Raw genomic sequence first — 25280 nt, 5'->3', positions numbered from 1 at the left:
GCTCTCGCAGGCTGGCCCAAGTCTGCCAATTGCTCGGCTTGCCGTGCCCCTGGGGCTGGTGTGGCGGCCCCCACAGCACCCCGTCAACGCCGCCTCGGTCCAGCACCCCGCCCTCCCCTTCACCCTCTCCCCCGCAAAACCCCCTTCACCACCTTCCCGCTCGCGTTGCGAGGCAGCTCCCCCACGAACTCCACCGTTCTCGGCACCTTGTAGTTCGCCATCTCGCGGCGGGACCAGGCGATCAGGTCGTCCGACGTGAGGATCGAGCCCGGTCTGCGGACCACGTACGCCCTGGCGACCTCGCCGAGGCGGGGGTCGGGGACGCCGATCACCGCCACGTCGGACACGTCCGGGTGGGTGCCGAGCAGTTGCTCTATCTCTGCCGGGTAGGCGTTGAAGCCGCCGACGATGAACATGTCCTTGATGCGGTCCGTGATGCGCAGGTTGCCCAGCTCGTCCAGGACGCCCACGTCGCCGGTGCGGAGCCAGCCCTCCGGGGAGATCGCCTCGGCCGTCGCCGCCGGGTCGTCGTAGTAGCCGCGCATGACGTTGAAGCCGCGGACCAGGATCTCGCCCGCCTCACCGGGGCCGACCGGCGTGCCCGTGGTGTCCACCAGCCGTAGCTCCGTTCCCGGGATCGCCCGGCCGGAGGTGGACGCGATGACCGACGGGGCGTCTCCGCGCCGGCACATCGTGACGATGCCGCTCGCCTCCGAGAGGCCGTACGCCGTGAGGACCGTGTCCACGCCCAGTTCACCGCGCAGGCGTTCCACCAGGAGCAGCGGCACGACAGCGGCGCCCGTCACCACCAGCCGGAGTGCCGACAGGTCGTGGGCGTCACGGCTCGGGTGGTCCAGGAGTTGCTGGTGCAGGGTGGGTGGGCCGGGGAGGACCGAGACACGTTCCGCCGCGATGTTCGCCAGTGCCGTCTCCACGTTGAACACCGGTTGCGGGATCATCGTCGCCCCGCGCATCAGGCAGGCGATCACCCCGGCCTTGTAGCCGAAGGTGTGGAAGAAGGGGTTGACGATCAGGTAGCGGTCGTCGGGCCGGAGTCCTGCCAGGCCGGCCCAGATCTCGTAGGCCCGGAGGGTCTGGGCGTGGGTGATCATCGCGCCCTTGGGGCGGCCGGTCGTACCCGACGTGTAGATGATGTCGGAGAGCGCCCCGCCCTCCAACTTCCGGCGTCTGGCGTCCACTTCGGACGGAGGGACCCCCTCCCCCGCCGCCAGGAAGTCCTTCCACGTGCGGAAGTCCGGCGGTGCGTCCTCCGACAGGACCACCACCTCCTCCAGTTCCGGCAGGCCGGGCAGCGGGCCCCGGGCGTCCGGGAGTCCGGGAGCCCCCTCCCCCGCCGCCCTGCGCAGGCTCGCCACGTACGACGTGCCCAGGAACGTGCCCGTGACGAAGAGCAGACGGGCCCCGCTGCGGCGCAGTACGTCCGCCGCCTCGGCGCCCTTGAAGCGGGTGTTCAGCGGGACGAGGACCCCGCCCGCCGTGACCGCGCCCAGGGCGGAGACGATCCAGTCCAGGGAGTTGGGGGCCCAGACGGCGACCCGGTCGCCGGCCTTCAGTCCGCTCGCCAGGCAGGCCGCCGCCGCGCGCTCCACCCGCGCGCCCAGTTCGGCGTACGTGACCCTGGTGCGGCCCTCGACCACCGCCTCCTTGTCCGCGTACCGCTCGGCCGACCACCGGACCAGATCAGGGATGGTGTCCCAGTCGCTCATCACAGGCCCCCTGCGTACCGCATTGCTGACTGACCGTCAGATTAGCTGTAATCTGACGTACTGTCAGGACGCTACGAGGGGGACGCCATGGCAGCAGCCGGACTGAAGGACGCCACCGCCGTCGTCGGGATCGGGCAGACCGCGTTCGCCAAGCAGCTGCCCGAGGACGAGAAGACGCTCGCCTGCCGGGCCGTGCTCGCCGCGCTCGACGACGCGGGGATCGCGCCCGGTGAGGTGGACGCACTCGCCTCCTACACCATGGAGGAGACGGACGAGGTGGAGCTGGCGAAGGCGGTGGGGTTCGGGGACCTCACCTTCTTCAGCAAGGTGGGGTACGGGGGTGGCGGGTCCTGTGCCACCGTCGCGCATCTCGCCGCCGCCATCGCCTGCGGGCAGGCCACCGTCGGGGTGGCGTGGCGGTCACGGAAGCGGGGCAGCGGGCCGCGGCCCTGGACCAACACCACCGTGCAGCTGCCAACTCCGGCCCAGTGGACCCGGCCCTTCGGGCTCCTCCGGCCCGCCGACGAGATCGCCATGCTCACCCGTCGCTACATGCATGAGTACGGGGCAACCCGGGACCACCTGTTCAACATCGCCCTCGCCTGCCGGAACCGGGCCAACCAGAACCCGGCCGCCGTCATGTACGAACGGCCGCTCACCCGCGAGATGTACATGACCTCCCGCTGGATCAGCGAGCCGCTCTGCCTCTTCGACAACTGCCTGGAGACGGACGGGGCCCTCGCCTGTGTCCTGGTGTCCAAGGAGCGTGCCCGGGACTGCCGCACCAGACCCGTGTACGTCCACTCGGCCGCCCAGGGGCTGCCCGCCCAACACCACGGCATGGTCAACTACTGGAACGACGACCCCCTCACCGGCCCCGCCTGGACCGCCGCCCGGCATCTGTGGAAGCACGCCGACTTCACGCCGGAGGACGTCGACGTGGCGCAGATCTACGACGCCTTCACCGCCCTCGTCCCGCTCTCGCTGGAGGGGTACGGCTTCTGCGGGCGCGGGGAAGGGGGCGCCTTCACGGAGGGCGGGGCCCTGGAGACCGGGGGGCGGCTGCCCCTCAACACCAGCGGCGGCGGGCTCAGCGAGGCCTATGTGCACGGCTTCAACCTCATCAACGAAGGGGTGAGGCAGCTGCGCGGGACCAGCACCGCCCAGGTGCCCGGCGCCGCCACCTGTCTGGTCACGGCCGGCGAGGGCGTGCCCACCTCCGCCCTGCTTCTGAGGAACTGAGGAGCTGATCATGCTGACCCCCGTCACCGACACCGACGGCGCCCCCTTCTGGGAGTACGCCGCCCGCGGTGAGCTGCGCGTCCAGGCCTGCCGCGACTGCCACGAGCCCCGCTTCCCGCCCCGCCCCTGCTGCCCGCACTGCCAGTCCTTCGCGAGCGAGTGGCGGCTCACCGACGGGCGCGGCCGGATCTGGTCGTACGTCGTGCCGCATCCTCCGCTGCTGCCCGACTACGCCGAGCAGGCGCCGTACAACGTCGTCGTGGTGGAACTGGCGGAGCACCCGCGGATCCGGCTGGTCGGCCATGTGGTCAGCCACGCCGGAGCACGCCTCGACTCGCTTGATCCCAGGCGCCTCAGGGTCGGTGCCCGGGTGCAGGTCGTCTTCCGTGACGACGGGCTGCCGCAGTGGGTGCTCGCGTGAGCACGGTACGGGTCGACGCCGACAAGGACAGCGGGGTCGCCGTCGTCACGCTGGAGCGGCCCGAACGGCTCAACTCCGTCGATCTGGAGATGGTGGAGGAACTCACGGCGGTCTGGGGGCGGTTGCGGTTCGACGACGGGGTGCGGGCCGTCGTGCTCACCGGGAGCGGGGAGCGGGCCTTTTGCACGGGGATCGACCGGGACGTCGTCGTGCCGCAGCCCTCGTCGCCGTACTCGCAGGACGATCCGCTGCTGCGGATCGGGCCCAAGGCGAACGACCTGTGGAAGCCGGTGGTGGCCGCCGTGCGGGGGATGGCGTGCGGGGGTGCCTTCTATCTGCTGGGCGAGTGCGAGTTCGTCGTCGCCGACCCGACGGCCGTGTTCTTCGATCCGCACACCTCGTACGGCATGGTCAGCGCCTATGAGTCGATGCTGATGGCCGCTCGGATGCCGTACGGGGAGGCGGCCCGGACGATGCTCATGGGGACCGCCGAGCGGATGTCCGCCCGGCGGGCCCACGAGATCGGACTGGTCTCCGAAGTCACCGAGGAGGGCGGGGCGTTGGCGGCCGCCGTGCGCTGCGCCACCGTCATCGCCGGGTATCCGGCGCAGGGGGTGCAGGGGACGGTGCGGGCGCTGTGGGCGGCCAGGGAGGCCGCTCTGGCCCAGGCGTTCGCCCAGGCCCCGCATCTCGTCGCCCTCGGCAACCTGCCGGCCGAGCGGCAGGCGGAGCTGTTCACGGGGAGGCACAGGGAGTTCCGGCTGCGCTAGGGACTGTCCGGCGGATCGGGGCCCAGGGCCTGTCCGGCGGATCAGGCCGGCTCCGGGCAACGGTGCCGTGTCGGCGCGGTCGAGCGTGCCATGCCCCGCGACTCCGGCATGATCCGCCGGACAGGCCCTAATGGCCGAGCCGGGCCCTCGGGTCCGCCTCGCAGTGGTCGAGCAGGTCGAGGTTGCTCTTGTCGAACGGGACCCTGGCCGTGTTCGTGCCGTGGGCCGGTACGGAGACCCGCGTGTGCCGCGAGGTGAGCATGGACGTGCTGTCGGCCATGAAGGTGACCTGGACGTCGAAGCCGGCCCGGCGGCCGTTCGGGTTGGTGACCCGCACCGTCGCGTACGGCTTCTGCTCGGTCGCGCAGCTGATCAGCCGCGTCGTGCCGTCCACCAGAGGGGTGCCGCTGCCGGTGCCGGACGGCGTGGGGGTGGGGCGGTGCGTGGGCCGGCGGTGGCGGGTGCCGCCGCTCGCGCTGCCCGTCGTACCGCCCGCGCTGTCCTCGTCGTACGACCCGCCCCCCGAGCCGGACGACGTGGAGGTGTCGTGGTCCTGGTGGGAGCTGCTGCACCCGCCCCCGCCGCCCGAGCCGCCGTGGCGGCTGTGGTGCCGTCCGCTGGAGAAGCCGGTCAGGCTGAGGACCACGAGGGTCAGTACGGCCGTGAACCTGAGCGTGCGCGTCCGTGTCGACATGGGCATGCACATGACCTTACCGACCGGGCGACACCGCCTGGCGGCCGCTGTGCGCCGGGGGTAGCGTCAGCCCTGGGACGGCCGCCGTCTGGAGCCCTTCCGTGACACACCGGTACGACGGCCGTCACGCCCGCCCCGGCTATGCGGTCCGCGCCGTCCCCGTGCCCTTCTCCGCGTCCAGCGCGTACACGCACCGGTCCTTGCTGCACGCGTACACCACGCCGTCCTTGACGACAGGGGACCCGGTGATCTCGCCGCCCGTCGCCAGCTTCCACCTCAGCCGGCCGTCGTCGGCCTTCAGCGTGTACAGGAGGTGGTCCGTGGAGCCGAAGTGGATGCGGCCCTCGGCCACCGCGGGCGCGCCCACCACGTCACCGCCCGCCTGGAAGCGCCACTTGGGCGTGCCCGTGACCGCGTCCAGGGTGTACAGGCCCTTGCCGCTGCCGACATGGACGTGCCCGGCCGCCACGAGTACCGGCTCGACGGAGGAGCGGGCCTCGGTGGCGATGCGCCAGCGGTCCCGGCCGTCGGTGGCGTCGAGGGCGTAGACCGTGCCGAGGTAGTCGGCGAGGTACACGCCGCCGCCCGTCACCGCGGGGCCGGGGGTGAAGGCGGGCGGGCAGAGGAAGACCGCGGGCGCCTCGAAGTGCCAGCGCACCATGCCGCTGGCCGCCTCGATGGCGAGGACGCGGGTGCCGGCCGAGACGTAGACGTAGCCGTCGGGCGCCGGGGCGAGGCGGACGGGCACACCGCCGCAGGACGCGGCGTCGCCCACCGGGTACGACCAGCGCTCCTCACCGGTGCGGGCCTCGAGGGCGCGCAGCCGGGCGTCCTGCCAGACGTAGACCGTGCCGTCGTGCACGAGCGGTCCGGCCTCGGGGGACTCGAAGTCGGTCTGGCAGCCGCTGATCTCCCACAGTTTCTGGCCGCCCGACGCCTCCCAGGCCTGCACGCCGCCGCCCCGGGTGCCGGTGACGACCGTGCCGCGGTCGGCCTTGAGGGAGTACACCCAGGCGTCCGTGGACAGCCGCCACAGGTCGGTGCCCTCGCGGGCGTCCAGGGCGAACAGGGTCGGGCCGTCGGAGGCGTGGACGCGGCCGTCCGCCACGGCCATCGACCAGGCCACGTCCCTCGTCTTGAAACGGCGGCGGCCGGTGCCCACGTCCAGGGCGTGCACCTCGAAGGAGGTGACGTAGACCAGGTCGCCGTCGACGGCGGGGGTGCCCCAGACCTCGTTGGACATGCGGAACCGCCAGGGCCGCCAGCCGCTCGCCGTCTCCGGCGGCTGGGGCGGGGCGGCCGGTACGGCAGGGACCACGGCAGGGTCGACGCCGGCGACGCCGGGGCGCGGGCGGGACCAGCTGGCGACCAGGCCGGCCTCCGGCGGGGGTGCCTTGACGGCGGCGGCGCGGGCGTCGGCGACGCGCGGGCCGGGGCCGATGGGCACCTGGGCGCCGGCCAGCCGGACCGGTCCGTTGTCGGGGGTGCCGACGGGGACGGGCGGATCGTACGGGGGCGGCGGGGGCACGGCGGAGCGGCCGCCGCTGCGCGGGCCTCCGCTCGGGCCGCCGGTCGCGACCGGGGCCGGCTTGACGGCGGGGCGCCCGCCGCGGCGGGCCTCGATGAGGGCGACCGCCTTCTCCGGCAGCCAGGCGGAGGCGGTGCCGCTGTCGTCGGAGCCGGAGCCGAAGAGATGGGGCGCCAGCTGGGCCTGCAGGTCGGCCGGGCTGGGCCGCGCGGAGGCCTCCATCTGCATGCAGACCTCGATGAGCGGGCGCAGCTCGTCGGGCAGACCGGTGAGGTCCGGGCCCTCCCGCAACAGCATGAAGACGGTCTCGACCGGGTTGGCGCCGTGGAAGGGCGGGTGACCGGTGGCCGCGAAGACCAGCATGGAGCCGAGGGAGAAGACATCGCTGGCGCCGGTGACGCTCCGGGAGTCCTTGGCCTGCTCCGGGGACATGTAGGCGGGGGTGCCGACGGCGACGTTCGTCATGGTCAGGCGGGTGTTCGAGACGCCGGATGCGATACCGAAGTCGATCACCCGGGGTCCGTCCTCGACCACGAGTACGTTGGACGGCTTCAGGTCGCGGTGGACCAGCCCCGCGCCGTGGATGGACTGGAGGGCTTCGGCCACGCCCGCCGCGAGCCAGCGCACGGCCTGGGCCGGGAGCGGCCCGCAGTCGTTCACTATCTCCTCGAGGGAGGGCGCGGGCACGTACGCGGTCGCGAGCCAGGGCACGGCGGCGCGCGGGTCGGCGTCGACCACGGCCGCCGTGTAGAAGCCGGAGACCGCCCGGGCCGCCTCCACCTCGCGGGTGAAGCGGACGCGGAACAGCTGGTCCTCGGCCAGCTCGGTGCGCACCGTCTTGATCGCGACGCGCCGGCCGGACGCCGAGCGCGCGAGATAGACCAGCCCCATGCCGCCGGCGCCCAGCCGGCCCAGCACCTCGAACGGCCCGATCCGCCGCGGATCGTGCTGCGTCAGCTGATCCACCACTTGCCTGCCACCTCCCCGTACGAGCCGCGCCACCCACATATGTACGCGACCGAAGTGCAGCGTCTCACCACCGCACCGCCGTGGCGGCACGCACCCTGATTCTTCCTGGCCGGGCGGCTGGTTGCGAACCGGGTGAGAATAGGGGTGTCTCCCCATTAATCCGTCCAAAGCGGACGAATCAGCGCTGCAGTAGTGCGAACGACGCCCCCTGATTGTCGGTGACGACGGCCACGTGCCCGTACGACGTCTCAAAGGGTGGCGCCTGCACCCGGCCGCCGAGCCGCTGTACGGCTCCTACGCCGGCGTCGAGGTCCGCGACCCCGAAGTGGGCGAGGAGGTGCGGGGGCATCTCGGCCGCGAACACCTCGGTGACGTCGGCGCGGCCGAAGTCGGGTTCGGCGCCGGCGCCGAAGAGGGCGTCGTGGAAGAGGCCGCCGTAGAAGGCGTTGGCGGCGGCGGTGTCGCGGGCGTACAGCTCGGCCCAGACGAAGGTGCCGGGCTCGTGCCGACGGCCGAAGCCGCGGTGGCGCCCAGGCTGCCACAGGCCGAACACCGCACCCTCGGGGTCGGTGGCGAGGGCGGCGATCCCGAGGTCGCCCACCGGGAACGGGGCCATGACCACCTGCCCGCCGGCCGCGGTGATCCGCCGGCCGAGGGCCTCGGCGTCCGGGGTCGCGAAGGACACCGTCCAGACGGTGGGCATACGGCCGTCGATCTTGGGGGCCAGCGAGGCGACCGGCGCCCCCTCCAGCAGGGCCCACACCGAGGAGCCGTAGGCGGCCTCGAAGGTCCACCCGAAGAGCTCACCGTAGAACCGCTTGCCGGCCTCGACGTCGGCGAGCTGGGCGTCCACCCAGCAGGGCACACCCTCCCCGTACACCTCTCCCGCCTCTTCGGCCTCTTCATTCCCGGATGCCCTGTTTTCGGCCATGTCGTCAAAGTAACCGGGCCGCGCGCACCCCGCAGACCAGGCACACCACCCTCAGCGCACCCATGCACCCCATTTGCAGTCGGCCGAATCGCGCTCCGATCACCCCTCGGTAAGCTGACGGCATGACAGGACAAGTGCGTACCGTCGACGGCCGCGTGGCCGGCCGGCGTGGGCAGGCGACCCGGCAGAAGCTGCTCGACTGCCTCAGCGAGATGCTCAGCTCCTCCCCCTACCGGGACGTCAAGGTCATCGATGTCGCCCGGAAGGCGGGCACTTCGCCCGCGACCTTCTACCAGTACTTCCCGGACGTCGAGGGCGCCGTCCTGGAGATCGCCGAGCAAATGGCGACCGAGGGCGCGGGATTGACCGAACTGCTCGAGGGCCGGTCCTGGGCCGGGAAGTCGGGATGGCAGACCGCGCAGGAACTCGTGGACGGATTCCTGGAGTTCTGGCGCAGGAACGACGCGATCCTGCGGGTGGTCGACCTCGGGGCCGCCGAGGGGGACAAACGGTTCTACAAACTCCGTATGAAGATCCTGAACTCGGTGAACAACTCCCTCGCGGAATCCATCGCCGAGCTGCAGGCCAAGGGCCGGGTCGACAAGGACGTGAACCCGGCGGCGGTGGCCGGCTCGCTGGTCGCGATGCTCGCGGCGGTGGCGGCGCACCAGAAGGGCTTCTCGTCGTGGGGCGTGAAGCAGGCCGAACTCAAGCCGAACCTCGCGCTGTTGGTCCACCTGGGCGTGACCGGGAAGAAGCCGAGCAAGTAACGCGGCCCCCGCGCACACACCTTTTCCTCGTTCCCAAGTCCTGTCTGGCGGGCGGTGGTTCACCTGTGGTGAGCCGCCGCCCGCTCTGCTGTGCACCACTTCACGCGGGCAGCGGGCGATCCCGTACGACGTGCTTCATCACCAGCGTCGACGTCAGCCGCTGCACCCCGGGCAGGGTGGCGAGCCGCTCGTCGTACAGCCGCTGGAAGGCCGCGAGGTCGGCGGTGGCCACCCGGAGCAGGTAGTCGGGCTCGCCGAACAGCCGCTGGGCGTCGAGCACGTGCTCCAGCTCGCCGACCGCCCGCTCGAACTCGGCGACCGTGTCCCGGTCCTCCTGCCGCATGGACACGAAGACCAGCGCCTCGAAGTTCAGGCCGAGAGCGGCCGCGTCCACCACCGCCCGGTACCCCTGGATGGCACCGGACCGTTCCAGCTCACGCAGTCGCCGGTGGCAGGGCGAGACGCTGAGCCGCACCCGCGCGGCCAGCTCCGTCACGGTCAGCCGCCCGTCCTGCTGCAGCTCGGCAAGGATTTTCCGGTCAACGTCATCCATGAGGCAGATCTTCCCCCAGAAGACGTGGTGGCAGGCAAACTTCGGGAACACTTTCGGACCATTCACGCCTAATGTCCCCAGCATGGATTCGGGACTGCTCTTCTCCTTCCTCGCCGTGGACCTGCTGCTGGTGTGCGTACCGGGCGCCGACTGGGCGTACGTCATCACGACCGCCCTGCGTCGCGGCTCGGTGCCGCGCGCGGTGGCCGGCCTGGTCTGCGGCTACGCCCTGCACACGGCCCTGGCGACGGCGGGCCTCGCGGTCCTGGTGGCGGGCTCGCCCAAGCTGCTGACGGCGCTGACGGTGGCGGGCGCGGGGTACCTGCTGTGGCTCGGCTGGGGTGTGCTGCGCCGCCCGGCGGTGCCGGGCGCGGGGGACGGGACCGGGGACGACCGCAGGCTCTTCCTGCGCGGCGCCACGATCAGCGGCCTGAACCCCAAGGGCCTGCTGCTCTACCTCTCCGTCCTCCCCCAGTTCCTCACGCTGCGCGGCACCCACCTGCCCGTGGCCGCCCAGACTGCGGCCCTGGGCCTGCTGCACATGGCCTGCTGCGCCGCGGTCTACCTCACCGTCGGCGCGTTGTCGCGTGCGCTGCTCTCCGCGCGACCGGCCGCGGCCCGGGCGGTGACACGTACGTCCGGCGCGGCGATGCTGGGGATCGGGGCGCTGCTCCTGGTGGAGCGCCTGGCCGCGTTCTAGCGCGGCAGGGGCGCGATGACCTGCCGCCGAGCGGCTGCGGCACCGTCGCGGCCGCTCGCGCGGCTCCCCGCGCCCCGTAGGGCGTCGCGGTGAGGGGGGCCGGGGCGGTTCCCCGCACCCCTTCAGGGCGTCGGGGTGAGCCGGAAGAGGCGGATCTGCCTCGTCACCCGGGCCTGGTAGGTGGCGTAGGGCGGCCAGAACTCCAGGAGTGCCGTCCAGGCCGCCGCCCGTTCCCCACCCGTGAGGAGACGCGCCGTGACCGGGACGTCCCGGCCCTTCCAGCTGATCGAAGCCTCCGGATGGGCGAGCAGGTTGTGCGTCCAGGCCGGGTGGCCGGTGCGGCCGAAGTTGGAGCCGACCAGCAGCCAGCCCCCGCCGTCGCTCTCGGGCATACAGGCCAGCGGAGTCCTGCGGAGCAACCCGCTGCGGGCGCCGGTGGAGGTGAGGATCACCCCGGGCAGCAGCTGGGCGCTGAGCAGGAACCGGCCCCGGGTGAGCCGGTGCACGGCCCGGTCGAGCGCCGGCACCACATGCGGGGCGACCCTCGCGAAGACCCGGGTGGACGACACCCGCTGCACGCACCGCACACCGAGGCCGGCCATCAGACCGCCGCCCCGCCGCCCGCGAAGAGACCGGCGGCCTCGGCGGCCCGGTCCCGCAGCCGGTGCACGGGCCCGAACAGCAGCTCGTCCCCGGCCGCCCGCTTGAAGTACAGCTGCGCGTCGTGCTCCCAGGTGAACCCGATCCCGCCGTGCAGCTGGATCCCCTCGGCGGCGGCCGTGCGCAACGCCTCCAGCGCCTGGGCGAGCGCCGGCCCGGCACCGGCCGACGCCCCGCAGGCCGCCGCCGGCGAGGTCGCCCACGCGGAGTAGTACGCGGCGGACCGCGCCGCCTGCACCGCCACGTACACGTCCGCCAGCCGGTGCTTCACCGCCTGGAAGGACCCGACGGGGCGCCCGAACTGCTCGCGCTGCCCGACGTATTCCACGGTCCGCTCCAGCACCCGGTCGGCCGCCCCGACCGCCTCGCAGGCGAGCACGGCCGCGGCCGGGTCCCCCAGGGCGGCGAGGGCGGGCAGCACGTCCGCGTCCTCCTGCCCGAGCAGTTCGGCCCGCACGTCGCGGAGTTGGACGCGCGCCTGCGGCCGGGTGGCGTCGAGCGCGGTCTGCCGGGCCCGTACGACCCCGGGCGCGTCCCCGGCCACCAGGAACAGCAGGGTCCGGGACCGGGCGAAGCCGCCGGTGTGCGCGGCGACGAGCAGCAGTCCCGCGCTGTGCCCGTCCAGCACCTGGTCGACCTGCCCGTACAACCGCCAGTCGCCGTCGGCGCGCCGGGCCTGGACCCCGCCGGCCCGTCCGCCACCGGCATGGAAGGCGCCGTTGTCACCGGTCAGGGCGAGCGCGGTCGCCAGGGCGGGGCCGGGGACGGCGAGGGCGGCGGTGCGGGTGCCGGCGGCCAGACGGGGCAGCAGCTCGGCGCGCTGGGCCTCGGTGCCGAGGGCGAGGATCAGCGGGGCGGTGAGGACGGAGGTGGCCAGCAGCGGGGAGGGGGCGAGGCAGCGGCCGGTCTCCTCGCAGGCGAGGGCCAGTTCGGTGACCGAGCAGCCGACGCCGCCGTACCGCTCGGGCAGGGCGAGTCCCGGCAGGCCGAGCTGGTCGGCGAGGGCGGACCACAGCAGGGGGTCGTGTCCGGCCGGGCTGTCGACGGCCGCCCGCAGCTCGGCCGGGCCGCACCGTTTGTGCAGCAGCTCGCGCAGGGTGCGGCGGATCTCGTCGTGCTCGGCGGTGAGGCGCGTGTCCATGGCTCTTCCCTCCGCATCTGACGGGCCGTCATATTAGGAGTCCGGGAACGATATGCACAGGGGAAGGTGGGCTCTGATGGCTCCGGGAACCCGGAAAGTCGCCGTGGTGGGCGTCTCGCTCTCCGACTGCGGTCGCGTCGACGACGCCACCCCTTACGCCCTGCACGCGCAGGCGGCCCGCCGCGCCCTCGCGGACGCCGGTCTCGGCCGCGAGGTGGTCGACGGCCTCGCCTCCGCGGGCCTCGGCACGCTGGCCCCGGTGGAGGTGGCCGAGTATCTGGGCCTGCACCCCACCTGGGTGGACTCCACCTCGGTCGGCGGCTCCACCTGGGAGGTCATGGCGGCGCACGCGGCCGACGCGATCGCCGCGGGCCACGCGAACGCCGTCCTCCTCGTCTACGGCTCGACGGCCCGGGCGGACATCAGGGCGGGCCGCAGAACGGGCGACCTCTCCTTCGGCGCCCGCGGCCCCCTGCAGTTCGAGGTCCCCTACGGCCACACCCTGATCGCCAAGTACGCGATGGCCGCCCGCCGCCACATGATCGAACACGGCACGACCGTCGAGCAGCTGGCCCAGGTGGCGGTCCAGGCCCGGGCCAACGCGGCGCTGAACCCGGAGGCGATGTTCCGCGACCCGGTCACGGTCGACGACGTCCTCGCCGGCCCGATGATCGCCGACCCCTTCACCCGGCTGCACTGCTGCCTGCGCTCGGACGGCGGCGCGGCGGTCCTGCTGGCGGCCGAGGAGTACGTACGGGACTGTCGCACGGCACCGGTCTGGATCCTCGGCACCGGCGAGCACGTCTCGCACGCGGCCATGTCCGAGTGGCCGGACTTCACGGTGTCCCCGGCGGCGGTCAGCGGCCGCCTCGCCTTCGAGCGGGCCGGGGTGCGCCCCGCCGAGATCGACTTCGCGGAGATCTACGACGCCTTCACCTACATGACGCTGGTGACCCTGGAGGACCTGGGCTTCTGCGCGAAGGGCGAGGGCGGGGCGTTCGTGGAGAAGGGCCGGCTGCTGGTGCGCGGCGGCGAGCTGCCGGTGAACACGGACGGGGGCGGCCTGTCCGCCCAGCATCCCGGCATGCGCGGGCTGTTCCTGCTGGTGGAGGCGGTACGGCAGCTGCGGGGCGAGTGCGGGGAGCGTCAAGTGCGGGCGGCGGACGGCGCGTTGCCACGGCTCGGGGTCGCCTCCGGGACCGGAGGGTGGTTCTGCTCGTCGGGGACGGTGGTGCTGTCCCGGGGCTGAGGGGCGCCGGGCGATACTCGGCCCCATGGCACAAAAGGATCTCCACGAACTGCTTCGCTCGCTGCGGGTCTGGGCCCCCGGGGCGACCGAGCTGCGCCCCTTCGACCCTGAGACGGCACCGCCGACCCCGCTGGCGCTGTTCACGAGCTGGTTCGCGGACGCGGTGGCGGCGGGGCAGCCGGAGCCGCACACGATGTCGCTGGCCACGGTGGACCGGGCGGGGCAGCCGGACGTACGGATCGTGATGCTGCACGGCGCCGACGCGGACGGCTGGTCCTTCGCCACGCACCGCTCCAGCCGCAAGGGCCGGGCCCTGAGCGCACACCCGTACGCGGCCCTGGCCTTCTACTGGCCGGTGCTGGGCCGCCAGGTGCGGGTACGCGGGCCGGTGTCGGCGGCCCCGGTCCAGGAGAGCCAGGCGGATCTGCACGCCCGCTCGACGGGTGCGCTGGCCGCGGCACTCACCGGCCGGCAGAGCGAGGAGCTGTCCTCACTGGACGAGCTGCGGCAGGCGGCGCAGGCGGCGTGGGACCGGGCGCACGAGAACCCGGCCGAGCCGTCCCCCACCTGGACCCTGTACCGACTGCACCCCCAGACGGTGGAGTTCTTCCAGGGGGAGGCGGAGAGGCGACACGTGCGCCTGGAGTACCGGAGGACGGAGTTCGGCTGGAGCAGGACGTTGCTCTGGCCCTGAGGGGCGCCCGCTCGCCGGGCCGGCGGCCTTCGCGGCCCTGGTCGGCTTCCTGGTCCTCGGCCGCACAGTGCCTGGCCATCGCCCTGGTGGTGACGGCCGGCGCGGGCGGGGCGCGGTCAGGGCCCGGCCTCACTCGAAGGAGTGGCGGTTCCGGCGTACGAACTCGGCGAACCCCAGGGGTGCGGAGCCGGTGAGATCGGCGACGGTCGACGTGACGGTCTCGGCGCCGCCGTCGCGGTAGGCGCGGGCCACGCCCATCAGGGCGTCGGCGTGGAACTCGGGCATGCCGCGGCCGAGCAGGGCCGCGCGCGCCCGGTCGTCGGGCACACCCACGTAGCGCACCGGTCTGCCGAGGACTGCGGAGAACTCCTCCGCGGCCTCGGCGTAGGTCAGCGCCCGCGGTCCGGTGAGGTCGTAGACGCGGCCGTCATGGCCCTCGGTGGTGAGTACCCGCGCGGCGACCCGGGCGATGTCGCCGGTGTCGACGAAGCTGATGGGTGCGGTGATCAGCGGCAGGGAGAACTCCCCGGCCTCGCGGATGGACGGCTGGCTCAGGAAGTTCTGCAGATAGAAGTTGGGCCGCAGGACGGTCCAGGGCAGACCGGACGCGGCCAGTGCCCGTTCGACGGGCCGGTGGAGCCGGGCGATCGGGGAGAGTCCCTCGTCGGCCCGCCAGACCGACAGCTTGACCACCCGGGCGCCCGCCGCACGGGCGGCTTCGACCATGTTGAGTTCGTGCGTCGTCTGGGCGGCGCTCGTCGCGCCGAGCAGGAACACGGTCCCGATCCCGTCGAGCGCCGGTCCGAGCGTCTCGGGCCTCGCGAGATCGAGGGTCACCGCCCGGCCGCCCGACTCGATCTCCCGGGCCGTGGCCCGCGGGTCGCGGTAGGCCGCCCGTACGGCCGCCCCCTCGGTCCGAAGACACGCCAGGAGAGCCTTCCCGACCCTTCCGCTCGCACCGGTCACCAGGATCATCGTGCTGTCCCCCCGTCGGTCGTCCGTCTCCCCCGCCTCACCCCTCGACGCCCCCGAACCTCCACACCGTGAAGTCCGCCACCGGCCGGTATCCGATGCGCTGGTACAGACCGTTGCTCGTCGGGTTGTCGAGGTCGGTGAAGAGGAGGATCTCATCGGCCCCGGCCTCGCGCGCCGCCCGGCTCACCTCCGCCGTGGCCGCGCCCGCATAGCCGCGTCCGCGCAGGTCCGCGGGGGTGTACACGGGGGCGATGCGGACCTGGCCGGCCGTCTCGGGGGTGGCTCCGGCCATGGCGAGCGGGGTGCCGTCGTGGGTTTCCCAGAAGGTGACGCCGCCGTGGGAGAGACGGGCGTCGGCCCAGCTGCCCGCGTCCTGGCCGACGGCGCCGGTGATCTCCCGGAACTCCTCGAACCAGCGGATCAGCAGTTCCCGGTCCGCCGGCCCGGCGATCCGCGCCCGTCCCCGCGGCCCGGGCGAGGGTGCGGTCAACTCGCCCAGCCGGTAGAGCCGTTGCCGCTTGTCGACGGCGACCGCCGTACCGGTGTGCCGCTGCCAGGCCGCCGCGAAGGCCTCCGCCGTCTCCTGCGGCCCCGAGACTCCGGGGAGTGGGCGGCCCAGCTCCGCGTACCGGGCCGCCAGGGCGTCGGCCTCCCGCGGGGTGAGCGCGGTGACGTGGACGGGAAAGGGCGGGGTGTGCAGCAGGGCGGCCCGCACCGTGCCGCCGTCCGCTTCCAGCAGGCCGAAGAGGGGGGCCTGATCGCCGTAGAGATGCAGCCCGCGGCGGCGCAGTGCGTCCGTCACCGTCAGCGGGACCGTGTGCAGGGCGGGACGGGAGCGCAGGAAGCCGCCGGCGCGGGAGAGGAACTCGTCCAGGTCTTCGGTGAGATACCAGCCGTCAGGGCGCATAGGGCCCATGATCGGCGCGAACCGCCGGAGGGGACACCGGTTTTCCCACCGGCGCGCTCAGCCCTCCGGGCGGAACACCGGTTTCCCCTCCGCGAACGTCACCCGTAGCGGCAGTCCGGCCCGCAGTTCCTCCGTCGCGCACTCCACCACCTGCGTCATCATCCGCGGGCCTTCCGCGAGGTCGACCACCGCGGCCACGTACGGGGTGCGGGCGCCGAAGGGCGGCAGGTCGTTGCGGTGGACCGTGGACCAGGTGTAGAGCGCGGCACGGCCGCTCGCCTCCTGCCAGGTCACCTCCTCGCTCCAGCAGTACGGGCAGAACTCGCGCGGGTAGTGGTGGGCCCGGCCGCAGGCCCCGCAGCGGCGGATCAGCAGCCGGCCCCGCGCGGCCGCCTCCCAGTAGGGGCGAGTGAAGGCGTCGGGCTCGGGGAGGTCGTAGCGCGCCGTGCCCATCAGAACCACCCCAGCCACGCGTCGAGCGACCAGCTCTGCCAGGCCATCGCGAAGAAGCCGACGAGCGAGATCAGCGCCATCATCGAGTTCTGGCCCTGTTCCGCCCAGTCGTGGATCATCAGCACGAAGTAGATCGCGTTCAGCAGCAGTCCGCCCAGCAACGCGATCGGGGTCAGGAAGCCGAGGACCAGGCCGAGGCCGAGGGAGAGTTCGGCGTAGGCGACGAGGTACGCCATCAGCTTCGGGTACGGCCTGACCACCGTCTCGAACCCCCTGCGCACCACCGTCCAGCGGTGTTCCGCCGCCACGTCCGCCGCCCACGCGATGCCGCTGCCGCGCTCGAACCAGGCCTTCTTGTCCTTGTGCCGCCAGCTCTCCAGCCACCACAGACCGAGACCGATCCGCAGCACCGCCAGCCACTGGGCGCCGTCCAGCCATATGGAGTCCATGAATCTGACGGTACGTCAGATGTCAGGGGATGCCCACCGGTGAGTCCCCCCGAATCACCCACGGAGTGGGCACAAGGCCCGGAGGCAGCCACGGGTGGGCCGATCGCCGTATCACCACAACCAGGTGTCCTACGCCATCGGCCCCACCCATTCCTCCTACACCCGTGATCAATCCGCAACCAATTCCGGTCTTGACCGAGACCCATCAACGGAGTGCGTGATTACGCTCCGAGCATGGCCGACTCCCGTTCCGTTTCCGTCCCCCTCTCCGTCACCCCCGCCGACCGCCCCGTCTATGTCATCGGCGCCGGTCCGGGCGGCCTGGCCGCCGCCCACGCGCTGCGCGCCCGGGGCATACGGGCCGTGGTCCTGGAGAAGGCCGACCGGGTGGGCGCCTCCTGGCGCGGCCACTACGACCGTCTGCATCTGCACACCACCCGACGGCTGTCCACCCTGCCGGGCCTGAAGATCCCCCGGAAGTTCGGGCGCTGGGTCTCCCGCGACAACGTGGTCCGCTACCTGGAGAAGTACGCCGAGCACCACGAACTGGAGATCGTCACCGGGGTGGAGGTCTTCCGCGTCGAGCGCACCGGGGACGGCACCGGCTGGCTGCTGCACGCCTCCGGCGGGCGCCAGCTGACCGGCAGCGCCCTGGTCGTCGCGACCGGCTACAACCACACCCCGCGCATCCCCGACTGGCCGGGCCTTGCGGACTACGGCGGGGAGTTCCTGCACGCCGGCGCCTACCGCAATGCCGAGCCGTACGCCGGCCGGGACGTCCTGGTCGTCGGCGCCGGCAACACCGGCGCCGAGATCGCCGTGGACCTGGTGGAGGGCGGGGCGGCGCGGGTGCGCCTGGCCGTCCGTACCGTCCCGCACCTCGTGCGCCGCTCGACGCTCGGCTGGCCCGCGCAGTACTCGGGCGTGCTGGTGCGGCGGCTGCCGGTCGGGCTCGTGGACCGGCTGTGCCGGCTCCAGGCGAAGGTGGGGGTGCCGGACCTGTCCGCCCACGGCCTGCCCCGCCCGGACACCGGGCTGTACACCAGGGTCAGGCAGGGCGCCGTCCCGGTCCAGGACGTCGGCCTGATCGACGCCGTGCGCAAGGGCAAGGTGGAGATCGTGGCCGCCGTCGAGTCCTTCGAGGACGGGAAACCCGGGAAGGTCGTCCTCGCCGACGGCAGCCGCATCGAGCCGGACGCCGTGATCGCGGCGACCGGGTACACGCGGGCGCTGGAGGGTCTGGTCGGGCATCTCGGGGTGCTGGACGACCGCGGCAAGCCCGTCGCGCACGGCGGCCGTACGCCCCCGCAGGCGCCCGGCCTGTACTTCACCGGGTTCACCAACCCGATCAGCGGGATGCTCCGGGAGGTGGCGCTCGACGCCGGGAGGATCGCGAAGGCGGCGGCCAAGCAGCTCCGCACCAGCCGGTAACTTTGCGGGTCCGACCCATTCCTGACATTGCGTCAGTTCAGTAATCTGACAGTGCGTCAGTTTACTGGAGCTGTCTCACAGGAGCGGGGCGGACCGATGCTTGGATCAACCCACGGCACCCTCACCACCGACTCCCGCCGGGCCCGGGTCATCGCCTGCGGCGAGCACCGGCCCGGACCCGCCGTCCACGACCGGGTCGACGACCTCGACGTCAGCGGACGCCCGCTGTACACGGACGTACCGGACCTGACCCGCTTCTTCCGGCCGGAGTCGGTGGCCGTGATCGGTGCCTCGGACGCGGAGGGGCGGCCCAACACCGGGGTCACCCGGCAGCTGCTGGCCTGGGCCGAGCGCGTCGGCGCCCGGGTGCACCCGGTGCATCCGACCCGCCCGTCCGTCTTCGGCATCCCCTGCGCCACCTCCGTCGCCGGGCTGCCCGAACGGGTCGACCTGGCCGTCCTGCTGGTCGCCGACCCGCTGCCGGTGATCGAGGAACTGGCGGAGGCCAAGGTGAGGTTCGCGGTCGCCTTCGCCTCCGGGTTCGCCGAGACCGGCGAGGCGGGCGCCGAGGCGCAGCAGCGGCTCGCGGACGCCGTAAGCCGCTCGGGTCTGCGCCTGCTCGGCCCCAACACCAACCTGAACGCCTTCGAGCACTTCCGGGACGACCTCGACGGGCCCGCCATCGCGCTGATCACCCAGTCCGGGCACCAGGGCCGCCCCGTCTTCGCCCTCCAGGAGCTGGGCATCCGGCTCTCGCACTGGGCCCCCACCGGCAACGAGGCCGACCTGGAGACCGCCGACTTCCTGTCGTACTTCGCCGAGCAGCCCGAGGTCGGCGCCATCGCCTGTTACGTGGAGGGCCTCAAGGACGGCCGCGCCTTCCTGCTGGCCGCCGACCGCGCCGCCCGCCGCCGGGTGCCGGTGGTCGCGGTGAAGGTCGGCCGCACCGAAACCGGCGCGCGTACGGCCGCCTCGCACACCGGCAAGCTCACGGGCGCCGACGACGTGGTGGACGCGGCGATGCGCCAGTTCGGGGTCGTACGCGTCGACGGCCTCGACGAACTCCAGGACACCGCCGCCCTGTTGGCGCGGGCCCGGGCCCCGCTGGCGGAGGGGGTCGCGGTGTACTCGATCTCGGGCGGCACCGGCGCCCACGTCGCCGACCTGGCCGCCGGGCTCGGACTGCGGCTGCCGAGGCTCACCCAGGAGCGGCAGGCCGAACTGCACCAGTGGATACCGGAGTACCTGAACGTGGCCAATCCGGTGGACAACGGGGGGCACCCGGTCGGCGACCGGCGCGGCCGGAAGATCATCGACGCGATCCTCGCCGACCCGTCGATCGGGGTCCTGATCTGCCCGGTCACCGGCCCCTTCCCGCCCCTCAGCGACAGGCTCGTGGCGGACCTGGTGGCGGCGGCCGAGGAGACCGACAAGCTGGTGTGCGTGGTGTGGGGCTCACCGGTCGGCACGGAGACGGCGTACCGCGAGGTCCTGCTCGGCTCCTCCCGGGTCGCGACCTTCCGCACGGTGGGCAACTGCCTGACGGCCGTCCGCGCCTGGCTGCGCCACCACGCCTTCGTGAGCGACTACCACTCCCCCTTCGACGAGGCCCCGCGCATCCCGTCCCCCTCCTTCCGCAAGGCCGAGGCGCTGATGCGGCCCGGCCAGCAGCTCAGCGAGCACGCGGCCAAGCAGCTGCTGCGCGCCTACGGCATCCGGGTGCCGCGCGAGCAGCTGGTGACCAGCGCGGCGGGGGCCGTACGCGCCGCCGCACAGGTCGGCTACCCGGTGGTGATGAAGGCGTCCGGTGCCCAGATCGCCCACAAGACCGAGCTCGGCCTGGTGAAGATCGGCCTGACCTCGGCCAGCCAGGTCCGGGACGCCTACCGCGAACTGACCGACATCGCCCGCTACGAGGGGGTCTCGCTGGACGGGATCCTGGTGTGCCAGATGGTGGAGCAGGGCGTGGAGACGGTCGTGGGGATGACGCACGACGACCTCTTCGGTCCGACGGTGACGGTGGGCCTGGGCGGCGTGCTGGTGGAGGTCCTGCACGACGCCGCCGTACGCGTCCCCCCGTTCGGCGAGGACCAGGCCCGCACCATGCTCGCCGAACTCCGCGGCCGGGCCCTGCTGGACGGCGTCCGCGGCCGCCCGCCGGCCGACCGGGACGCGCTGGTGGAGGTGATCCTGCGGGTCCAGCGCATGGCGCTCGAACTGGGCGACACCGTCGCCGAGCTGGACATCAACCCGCTGATGGTGCTGCCGCGGGGGCAGGGCGCGGTCGCGCTGGACGCGCTGGTGGTGTGCCGATGAGCGAGCTGGAGACCGAGCGGAGCGGCCAGGTCGCCCACCTCACCCTGAACCGCCCGGAGGCCCTCAACGCCCTCACCCCGGCCCTGCGGGACCGGCTGGTCGACGTGCTCGCGGAGGCGTCGGCCGACCCGGAGGTCAGGGCGGTCGTACTGACCGGCAGGGGGCGGGGATTCTGCGCGGGAGCGGACCTGCGGGGCGGTGCGGGGGGAGCGGAGAGAGTGGCCGGCGACGTGGCCCGGGTCCTCCGCCGGGGCGCCCAGCGCCTGATCGCGGCCGTGCTGGACTGCGAGAAGCCGGTGATCGCCGCCGTGAACGGCACGGCGGCGGGCCTCGGCGCGCATCTGGCGTTCGCCTGCGACCTGGTTCTGGCCGCCGAGTCGGCCCGCTTCATCGAGGTGTTCGTACGACGGGGCCTGGTGCCGGACGCCGGCGGCGCGTACCTGCTGCCCCGCCTGCTGGGCCCGCACCGGGCGAAGGAGCTGATGTTCTTCGGCGACGCGCTCCCGGCACCGGACGCGGAACGCCTGGGCCTGGTCAACAGGGTCGTCCCCGACGCCGACCTGCCGAAGACGGCCCGCGAGTGGGCGACCCGCCTGGCCTGCGCCCCCACCCGCGCCCTGTCCCTCACCAAACACCTGGTGAACGCCTCCCTCGACACGGACCGCACCACCGCCTTCGCGGCGGAGGCCTGGGCCCAGGAGATCAACATGACGACCGAGGACGCCCAGGAGGGCCTGCGGGCGTTCGCGGAGCGGCGGGGGGCCCGGTTCCGGGGGCGGTGAGGGTCAGCCGACTCGGTCCAGTGTCCTCAGGGTGCCCGCGTCCGGGTCGCCGAAGAGGACGTACAGCTGGAGGGCGTCCTCGGTGCCGCTGACGGACCAGCGGGTGTCCTCACCGCAGTCGCCGTCGAGGTGGAGGAGGATTCCGGGGCGGTCGGTGTCGTCCGTGCCGGGGTCGGACCTCCAGGTGCCGAAGCCCGTGCAGACCACGTGGTCCAGGTGGTGCGTGGCCGACGAGTCGCTGTCCGTGGCTTCGGCGGGAAGCCCGCGGGCCTCGGCCCGGCCGCCGGGCCCCAGGCGCAGCCAGGCGCCCTGGTCGCCGCGCCAGACTCCGGTGAGCTGTGCGGGGGTCGGCTCGGGGGGCTCGTACCGGGGGATGAGGCCGGTCGCGGAGGCCGCGAGTCCGCCGCCGAGCGTCAGGGCGAAGATGCCGGCGCAGGCGAGGGCCGAGCGCCACCACAGGCCCCACCTCGACCAGGAGCGCGTGCGGACGTAGGCGATGCCGAGCGCGGGCAGCAGGCCGAGGGCGGTGAGGAACGAGGCCGTGGTGACGAACGGCCAGCCGAGGAGTGCCGTCGTCACCACGCCCCAGCCGACGGCCGTGGCCGCTGCCGCGACCGTGCGGCAGGCCCACTCCGGTCCGCCGGACCACCTGAGCACCGGCCGGACCAGCAGGGCCGCGGGAAGTGTCAGCACGACGGAGACGAACAGGCCCAGCAACGGCAGCAGCAGCGGCGCGAAGACCAGCGGACAGAGGATCCCGAACGCGCCGCCGGAGCCGGTGCCGTACTGGTCCTGGCTGGTGGTCCGGATCCACCACAGCAGCCCGGCCGCGGGCAGTTGCGCCGCGTTCACGGGGATCGCGGCGGCCAGATCACTCACCGAGGCCCGAAGCGCCGCCCCCGCGCCCCGGAGCCCTTCCCGTCCCTTTTCCCACCCCATGCCCGCAGCCTACGAAGTGCCCGTACGAGGCTCTCCCGCACCTTCCTATCTGACGCCTAGTCAGCTTCAATGGACGGCATGATGGGACACGCAGGGGCGGCGGCCGCCGCCGTCCGGTACCTGGGCCCAAGGGCCGTGGAGCCTTTGCCACGCCCGGAGTTGCGGTGCGTGGGCGAGGACGAGCGGGCGCCGGTCGAGCCGGCCGAGTTCCGGCGGGTACTGGGCGGCTTCGCGAGCGGAGTGACAGTGATCACCGCACCGGCGGCGGATCCCGCGGCGCCCCCCGCCGGCTTCGCCTGCCAGTCCTTCGCCTCCCTCTCCCTCGAACCGCCCCTGGTCTGCTTCATGGTGGGCCGCACGTCGACCACCTGGCCCCGCATCGCCCAGGCGGGCGTCTTCTGCGTCAATGTCCTCAACGCCGACCAGGCCGACCTGTGCCGGGCCTTCGCGGTGAGCGGCGCGGACAAGTTCGCAGGTGTGGCCTACGACGGTGCGCCCGTCTCCGGCTCCCCCCGCCTGACCGGTGCCGCCGCCTGGATCGACTGCACGATCCACGCCGTGCACACCGGGGGCGACCACCTGATCGTGGTGGGCCGGGTGGAGGCCCTCGGCACGGCGGAACCGGCCGAGCCACTGCTGTTCCACCAGGGGCGGTTCGCCCGGATCAGCATGTGACCCGCCCATGCCGACACCGACCGGGCGAAACGCGCCAGGGAACTGCTGGACCTGGTCGGCGGGTCCTCCCACCTCCCCAAGCCCTGGCGCGTCGAGGAGATTCAGCAGGCACTGGGCGACTCACCGGCCCCAGGAATGCGCCGCACCGCTCGCCGGTCAGCCTTCGACAACCTGGATGTGGTGCTTCAGTTCCTCAGCGATGCTCGCCACGTCTCCAGTCGCGGGCATGCGCCAGTCCGACTCGATGCCCCGCTCTACGGCGGGCTCCGAGGTGAAGCGGATCAGGTCCGGTGCGGGCAGGAACGTGTCGCGGAGCCAGGCGATGAAGACGGCTGCTTCAGCGGCGGTGTTGTCCGTGAGAACGACCGTGTCCCGGCCTTCGTTGGTGGCGAAACCGTCGAACACGATTCCGTCATCCGACACGGCCCAGAAACACAGCCGCAGTTGGCGGCCCTGCTCGGTCTCGTAGCGGACGTCGTGGAACGCGACGTCGAGCGCGGCACCGAACGCGGCCAGTTCGAGGTTCCAGCCGGCGGGATTCTTGACGGGTGCGTAGAGCAGGTAGGTCGTCTGGTATTCGTCGAGGTCCACAGCAGGAGGCGTCCTTCATCGTTCGCGTTCGGGTCTAGGGCACGTACCGGGAGGTTCCCTTGACATTGTTTGCCGCCATGAGCGTCTGCCAGTAGGCGGCCGAGTCATTGTCGTTGGTGATGATCTCCAGGCCGCGGATCTGCTTGTGCTCCTTCATGGCCAGCCGGTAGTCGTTCAGTTCCTTCTCGTCCTTGCCGACGAGGATGTCCTTCGGGCTCCACTTCTTCTTGCCGTTCTCGTCATATTTGTCTTCGAGGGCGAAAGTGTCCGGCGTACGAAACGAGTTCTTCTTGCACTCGTCGTCGGTGCCCTTCACGTACTTGGCATCGACCATGTAGCCATCGTCCGGCCGCATGCCATCCGCTGCGATGGCGCCCTTCCGGGCGTCGACGGGCAGCGGAATGAGCCGCTCGGGATAGCCAGCGGTCCGCAGCTGGTAGGCGTTGGCGGGATCTGCTGCATCGGGCCTCCCGCCGAATCCCATGGGCCGAAGCGTGTTCACCCACGTCACGAACGCCTTCCGGTCGGCGACGCTGAGCAACTGGGTGGTGCCCTGCGCCGGCGGCAGCGGGTCCCTGTGCAGAATGTTGGGGTCGGGGTCCCGGTAGACGGCGGGTACGACGCCCGGCAGGCCACCCTTGTACGACGCGAGTGCCAAGGGCACGGGTACCGGTTCGGGGACCGGTAGAAACGGCAGGCCAGGGAGGCCGGGTGGATCGTCCGAACCGTGGGGGAGTTTGACGCGCTTCTCGGAGGTGTCCAGGGCGTGAGCCACATCGCCGAGTCGGTGGATCCACGGATCATTCAGCACGGTGTCGTGGAGGCCGCCGTCGTCACCGTTGCCGCCGAACATGGGAGAGTCCCAGGGCATGTCCACGTGGAAGATGTTCGCCCGGTCATCGGTGATCTTCACCTTGGCCGACTCGACGTGATCGGCGTACCGGTCGCACGCCTTGGCGAGCTGGGTGCAGGCGGCCACCAGATTCGCGACCAGCGGCTCGTCCGCGTGAGCCTGCTCGGGCGGGGCGGCGAAGCCGACGAACCCCTTGAAGTAGCTGCGGAACGCGTCAGCGGCCTGGCCGGAGTGGGCCTTGTCAGCGGTGTGAGCGCAGGCCTGCGCGTCCTCCAGAAAGCGCGTCATCAGCTTCGCACCCCGGCGCCAGGTGCCCGCCACGTCCCGCAGCTTCTCCGGCGAGCCGCGGAAACGGTCACTCATCCCAGCGGGAGCGTACTGGTCGTACCACGCGGTGTCACCGACAACCTCCGGAAGCTCCTGCCCCAGCCCGAGGAAGCTCTCCGAGCAGTCCGCTCCGGGATCGCCCATACCGTCGGTCAGATCCACCTGCTGGCCGAGAATCGCGGAGGCAACGCTGCTTTCCCGTGCCATGAACTCGCGGGACGTACGCATCAGCCCCTTACCGGTCTCACCCATCACATAAGCGCTGAAGCCGATCTTGTCCAGCGTTGTGGCTGCCGCAGACTTGTACACCTTCGCGAACGCGCGTCCCGCATCGTCGTCGCCGGCCATGCCGTGCTGCCGGTCGAGTTCGTGGAAGAGGGCGATGGCGGTGTCCCGGGTGCCGACCATGACCGTGTCCACCATGCCCATGGACGCCTTGATCATGCCATCCACGATCAACTTCAAGTCCGGCCGCAGTCCCACAGAATCCCTCCGCGTTCGCTCGCCCGGAAGCGTGGGCGATCAGATCTCCG

Annotated in this window: 25 protein-coding genes; 11 read left to right on the top strand and 14 right to left on the bottom strand. The window is 72.6% G+C overall.

The window, feature by feature from the left end; translation table 11 throughout:
• Positions 1-119: 119 nt before the first annotated feature.
• Positions 120-1727, bottom strand: a complete 1608-nt coding sequence (locus ACZ7HQ_RS19950; protein ID WP_470991246.1) for a FadD3 family acyl-CoA ligase — start codon at positions 1725-1727, stop codon at positions 120-122.
• An 87-nt stretch (positions 1728-1814) separates the two neighbouring features.
• Between ACZ7HQ_RS19950 and ACZ7HQ_RS19945 the strand changes: the two genes are divergently transcribed.
• From ACZ7HQ_RS19945 to ACZ7HQ_RS19935, 3 genes are read left to right on the top strand one after another with little or no spacing between them, the layout of a single operon-like run.
• Positions 1815-2969 (top strand): lipid-transfer protein, encoded by a 1155-nt coding sequence (locus ACZ7HQ_RS19945; protein WP_470991244.1) that lies wholly within the window; start codon positions 1815-1817, stop codon positions 2967-2969.
• Between the two features lie 10 nt (positions 2970-2979).
• On the top strand, positions 2980-3390 hold the full coding sequence (locus ACZ7HQ_RS19940) for a Zn-ribbon domain-containing OB-fold protein (protein WP_470991242.1): 411 nt from the start codon (positions 2980-2982) through the stop codon (positions 3388-3390).
• Positions 3387-4160, top strand: a complete 774-nt coding sequence (locus tag ACZ7HQ_RS19935; protein WP_470991240.1) for an enoyl-CoA hydratase/isomerase family protein — start codon at positions 3387-3389, stop codon at positions 4158-4160. The genes ACZ7HQ_RS19940 and ACZ7HQ_RS19935 overlap by 4 nt, the downstream gene beginning before the upstream one ends.
• 127 nt (positions 4161-4287) lie before the next feature.
• On the opposite strand, the gene ACZ7HQ_RS19930 is transcribed toward ACZ7HQ_RS19935, so the two are convergent.
• The 3 genes from ACZ7HQ_RS19930 to kbpA all read right to left on the bottom strand — a co-directional run bounded on the left by ACZ7HQ_RS19930 (position 4288) and on the right by kbpA (position 8282).
• Positions 4288-4860: a hypothetical protein gene (locus tag ACZ7HQ_RS19930; RefSeq protein ID WP_470991238.1), complete on the bottom strand. Its 573-nt coding sequence runs from the start codon at positions 4858-4860 to the stop codon at positions 4288-4290.
• Positions 4861-4993: 133 nt separating this feature from the next.
• Entirely contained in the window at positions 4994-7351 is a 2358-nt protein-coding gene (gene afsK / locus ACZ7HQ_RS19925) for a protein serine/threonine kinase AfsK (protein WP_470991236.1), read from the bottom strand.
• A 178-nt stretch (positions 7352-7529) separates the two neighbouring features.
• Positions 7530-8282, bottom strand: coding sequence for an AfsK-binding protein KbpA (gene kbpA / locus ACZ7HQ_RS19920; protein ID WP_470991234.1), 753 nt, complete (start codon positions 8280-8282; stop codon positions 7530-7532).
• Between the two features lie 134 nt (positions 8283-8416).
• Between kbpA and ACZ7HQ_RS19915 the strand changes: the two genes are divergently transcribed.
• On the top strand, positions 8417-9052 hold the full coding sequence (locus ACZ7HQ_RS19915) for a TetR family transcriptional regulator (RefSeq protein WP_470992230.1): 636 nt from the start codon (positions 8417-8419) through the stop codon (positions 9050-9052).
• A 100-nt stretch (positions 9053-9152) separates the two neighbouring features.
• Here the strand turns inward: ACZ7HQ_RS19915 and ACZ7HQ_RS19910 are convergent, their stop codons facing one another.
• Positions 9153-9605, bottom strand: coding sequence for an Lrp/AsnC family transcriptional regulator (locus ACZ7HQ_RS19910; RefSeq protein WP_055710012.1), 453 nt, complete (start codon positions 9603-9605; stop codon positions 9153-9155).
• Positions 9606-9687: 82 nt separating this feature from the next.
• Between ACZ7HQ_RS19910 and ACZ7HQ_RS19905 the strand changes: the two genes are divergently transcribed.
• Positions 9688-10305, top strand: a complete 618-nt coding sequence (locus ACZ7HQ_RS19905) for a LysE family translocator (protein WP_470991232.1) — start codon at positions 9688-9690, stop codon at positions 10303-10305.
• Positions 10306-10427: 122 nt separating this feature from the next.
• Here ACZ7HQ_RS19905 and ACZ7HQ_RS19900 read toward each other — a convergent pair whose 3' ends face one another.
• On the bottom strand, positions 10428-10907 hold the full coding sequence (locus ACZ7HQ_RS19900) for a nitroreductase family deazaflavin-dependent oxidoreductase (RefSeq protein ID WP_470991230.1): 480 nt from the start codon (positions 10905-10907) through the stop codon (positions 10428-10430).
• Positions 10907-12106, bottom strand: coding sequence for an acyl-CoA dehydrogenase family protein (locus ACZ7HQ_RS19895; protein WP_470991228.1), 1200 nt, complete (start codon positions 12104-12106; stop codon positions 10907-10909). Before ACZ7HQ_RS19895 ends, ACZ7HQ_RS19900 begins: the two co-directional genes overlap by 1 nt.
• Positions 12107-12182: 76 nt before the next feature.
• On the opposite strand from ACZ7HQ_RS19895, the gene ACZ7HQ_RS19890 reads away from it, so the two are divergent.
• A complete protein-coding gene (locus ACZ7HQ_RS19890) occupies positions 12183-13355 on the top strand; it encodes a thiolase C-terminal domain-containing protein (RefSeq protein ID WP_470991226.1) in 1173 nt (390 codons plus the stop codon).
• Between the two features lie 25 nt (positions 13356-13380).
• Positions 13381-14049 (top strand): pyridoxine/pyridoxamine 5'-phosphate oxidase, encoded by a 669-nt coding sequence (locus ACZ7HQ_RS19885; protein ID WP_470991224.1) that lies wholly within the window; start codon positions 13381-13383, stop codon positions 14047-14049.
• Between the two features lie 129 nt (positions 14050-14178).
• Here the strand turns inward: ACZ7HQ_RS19885 and ACZ7HQ_RS19880 are convergent, their stop codons facing one another.
• From ACZ7HQ_RS19880 to ACZ7HQ_RS19865, 4 genes are read right to left on the bottom strand one after another with little or no spacing between them, the layout of a single operon-like run.
• Positions 14179-15024 carry an NmrA family NAD(P)-binding protein gene (locus tag ACZ7HQ_RS19880; RefSeq protein WP_470991222.1) on the bottom strand — a complete coding sequence of 282 codons (846 nt, stop codon included), beginning with the start codon at positions 15022-15024 and terminating at the stop codon, positions 14179-14181.
• A 37-nt stretch (positions 15025-15061) separates the two neighbouring features.
• The gene (locus ACZ7HQ_RS19875) at positions 15062-15931 is read right to left on the bottom strand and encodes a GNAT family N-acetyltransferase (RefSeq protein WP_470991220.1); all 870 of its coding nucleotides are present in this window, start codon (positions 15929-15931) and stop codon (positions 15062-15064) included.
• Positions 15932-15988: 57 nt separating this feature from the next.
• Positions 15989-16384: a Zn-ribbon domain-containing OB-fold protein gene (locus ACZ7HQ_RS19870; protein WP_470991218.1), complete on the bottom strand. Its 396-nt coding sequence runs from the start codon at positions 16382-16384 to the stop codon at positions 15989-15991.
• On the bottom strand, positions 16384-16833 hold the full coding sequence (locus ACZ7HQ_RS19865) for a DoxX family membrane protein (protein WP_470991216.1): 450 nt from the start codon (positions 16831-16833) through the stop codon (positions 16384-16386). The genes ACZ7HQ_RS19870 and ACZ7HQ_RS19865 overlap by 1 nt, the downstream gene beginning before the upstream one ends.
• Positions 16834-17067: 234 nt before the next feature.
• Between ACZ7HQ_RS19865 and ACZ7HQ_RS19860 the strand changes: the two genes are divergently transcribed.
• The 3 genes from ACZ7HQ_RS19860 (at position 17068) to ACZ7HQ_RS19850 (ending at position 21362) form a co-directional block, all read left to right on the top strand.
• Positions 17068-18264, top strand: coding sequence for a flavin-containing monooxygenase (locus ACZ7HQ_RS19860; RefSeq protein ID WP_470991214.1), 1197 nt, complete (start codon positions 17068-17070; stop codon positions 18262-18264).
• Between the two features lie 96 nt (positions 18265-18360).
• The gene (locus tag ACZ7HQ_RS19855; protein WP_470991212.1) at positions 18361-20580 is read left to right on the top strand and encodes an acetate--CoA ligase family protein; all 2220 of its coding nucleotides are present in this window, start codon (positions 18361-18363) and stop codon (positions 20578-20580) included.
• A complete protein-coding gene (locus tag ACZ7HQ_RS19850) occupies positions 20577-21362 on the top strand; it encodes an enoyl-CoA hydratase/isomerase family protein (RefSeq protein ID WP_470991210.1) in 786 nt (261 codons plus the stop codon). The genes ACZ7HQ_RS19855 and ACZ7HQ_RS19850 overlap by 4 nt, the downstream gene beginning before the upstream one ends.
• A 3-nt stretch (positions 21363-21365) precedes the next feature.
• Here ACZ7HQ_RS19850 and ACZ7HQ_RS19845 read toward each other — a convergent pair whose 3' ends face one another.
• On the bottom strand, positions 21366-22301 hold the full coding sequence (locus tag ACZ7HQ_RS19845) for a hypothetical protein (RefSeq protein ID WP_470991208.1): 936 nt from the start codon (positions 22299-22301) through the stop codon (positions 21366-21368).
• 81 nt (positions 22302-22382) lie between these two features.
• On the opposite strand from ACZ7HQ_RS19845, the gene ACZ7HQ_RS19840 reads away from it, so the two are divergent.
• Positions 22383-22976, top strand: a complete 594-nt coding sequence (locus ACZ7HQ_RS19840; protein WP_470992227.1) for a flavin reductase family protein — start codon at positions 22383-22385, stop codon at positions 22974-22976.
• Positions 22977-23132: 156 nt separating this feature from the next.
• Here ACZ7HQ_RS19840 and ACZ7HQ_RS19835 read toward each other — a convergent pair whose 3' ends face one another.
• Together ACZ7HQ_RS19835 and ACZ7HQ_RS19830 are read right to left on the bottom strand one after the other, a co-directional pair.
• Positions 23133-23567 carry a hypothetical protein gene (locus ACZ7HQ_RS19835; RefSeq protein WP_470991206.1) on the bottom strand — a complete coding sequence of 145 codons (435 nt, stop codon included), beginning with the start codon at positions 23565-23567 and terminating at the stop codon, positions 23133-23135.
• A gap of 34 nt (positions 23568-23601) precedes the next feature.
• On the bottom strand, positions 23602-25191 hold the full coding sequence (locus tag ACZ7HQ_RS19830) for a restriction endonuclease fold toxin-2 domain-containing protein (RefSeq protein ID WP_470991204.1): 1590 nt from the start codon (positions 25189-25191) through the stop codon (positions 23602-23604).
• Positions 25192-25280: the final 89 nt, after the last annotated feature.

This window comes from Streptomyces sp. NPDC037290 (assembly GCF_055603245.1).
This window is presented reverse-complemented; position numbering and strand designations above follow the sequence as displayed.

What these genes read in the sequence shown, in the direction of transcription:
- ACZ7HQ_RS19950 (WP_470991246.1), bottom strand. Translation starts at nt 1,727, where the DNA reads ATGAGCGACTGGGACACCATCCCTGATCTGGTCCGGTGGTCGGCCGAG.
- ACZ7HQ_RS19945 (WP_470991244.1), top strand. Translation starts at nt 1,815, where the DNA reads ATGGCAGCAGCCGGACTGAAGGACGCCACCGCCGTCGTCGGGATCGGG.
- ACZ7HQ_RS19940 (WP_470991242.1), top strand. Translation starts at nt 2,980, where the DNA reads ATGCTGACCCCCGTCACCGACACCGACGGCGCCCCCTTCTGGGAGTAC.
- ACZ7HQ_RS19930 (WP_470991238.1), bottom strand. Translation starts at nt 4,860, where the DNA reads ATGCCCATGTCGACACGGACGCGCACGCTCAGGTTCACGGCCGTACTG.
- kbpA (WP_470991234.1), bottom strand. Translation starts at nt 8,282, where the DNA reads ATGGCCGAAAACAGGGCATCCGGGAATGAAGAGGCCGAAGAGGCGGGA.
- ACZ7HQ_RS19910 (WP_055710012.1), bottom strand. Translation starts at nt 9,605, where the DNA reads ATGGATGACGTTGACCGGAAAATCCTTGCCGAGCTGCAGCAGGACGGG.
- ACZ7HQ_RS19905 (WP_470991232.1), top strand. Translation starts at nt 9,688, where the DNA reads ATGGATTCGGGACTGCTCTTCTCCTTCCTCGCCGTGGACCTGCTGCTG.
- ACZ7HQ_RS19900 (WP_470991230.1), bottom strand. Translation starts at nt 10,907, where the DNA reads ATGGCCGGCCTCGGTGTGCGGTGCGTGCAGCGGGTGTCGTCCACCCGG.
- ACZ7HQ_RS19895 (WP_470991228.1), bottom strand. Translation starts at nt 12,106, where the DNA reads ATGGACACGCGCCTCACCGCCGAGCACGACGAGATCCGCCGCACCCTG.
- ACZ7HQ_RS19890 (WP_470991226.1), top strand. Translation starts at nt 12,183, where the DNA reads ATGGCTCCGGGAACCCGGAAAGTCGCCGTGGTGGGCGTCTCGCTCTCC.
- ACZ7HQ_RS19885 (WP_470991224.1), top strand. Translation starts at nt 13,381, where the DNA reads ATGGCACAAAAGGATCTCCACGAACTGCTTCGCTCGCTGCGGGTCTGG.
- ACZ7HQ_RS19880 (WP_470991222.1), bottom strand. Translation starts at nt 15,024, where the DNA reads ATGATCCTGGTGACCGGTGCGAGCGGAAGGGTCGGGAAGGCTCTCCTG.
- ACZ7HQ_RS19875 (WP_470991220.1), bottom strand. Translation starts at nt 15,931, where the DNA reads ATGCGCCCTGACGGCTGGTATCTCACCGAAGACCTGGACGAGTTCCTC.
- ACZ7HQ_RS19870 (WP_470991218.1), bottom strand. Translation starts at nt 16,384, where the DNA reads ATGGGCACGGCGCGCTACGACCTCCCCGAGCCCGACGCCTTCACTCGC.
- ACZ7HQ_RS19865 (WP_470991216.1), bottom strand. Translation starts at nt 16,833, where the DNA reads ATGGACTCCATATGGCTGGACGGCGCCCAGTGGCTGGCGGTGCTGCGG.
- ACZ7HQ_RS19860 (WP_470991214.1), top strand. Translation starts at nt 17,068, where the DNA reads ATGGCCGACTCCCGTTCCGTTTCCGTCCCCCTCTCCGTCACCCCCGCC.
- ACZ7HQ_RS19855 (WP_470991212.1), top strand. Translation starts at nt 18,361, where the DNA reads ATGCTTGGATCAACCCACGGCACCCTCACCACCGACTCCCGCCGGGCC.
- ACZ7HQ_RS19850 (WP_470991210.1), top strand. Translation starts at nt 20,577, where the DNA reads ATGAGCGAGCTGGAGACCGAGCGGAGCGGCCAGGTCGCCCACCTCACC.
- ACZ7HQ_RS19845 (WP_470991208.1), bottom strand. Translation starts at nt 22,301, where the DNA reads ATGGGGTGGGAAAAGGGACGGGAAGGGCTCCGGGGCGCGGGGGCGGCG.
- ACZ7HQ_RS19840 (WP_470992227.1), top strand. Translation starts at nt 22,383, where the DNA reads ATGGGACACGCAGGGGCGGCGGCCGCCGCCGTCCGGTACCTGGGCCCA.
- ACZ7HQ_RS19830 (WP_470991204.1), bottom strand. Translation starts at nt 25,191, where the DNA reads ATGATCAAGGCGTCCATGGGCATGGTGGACACGGTCATGGTCGGCACC.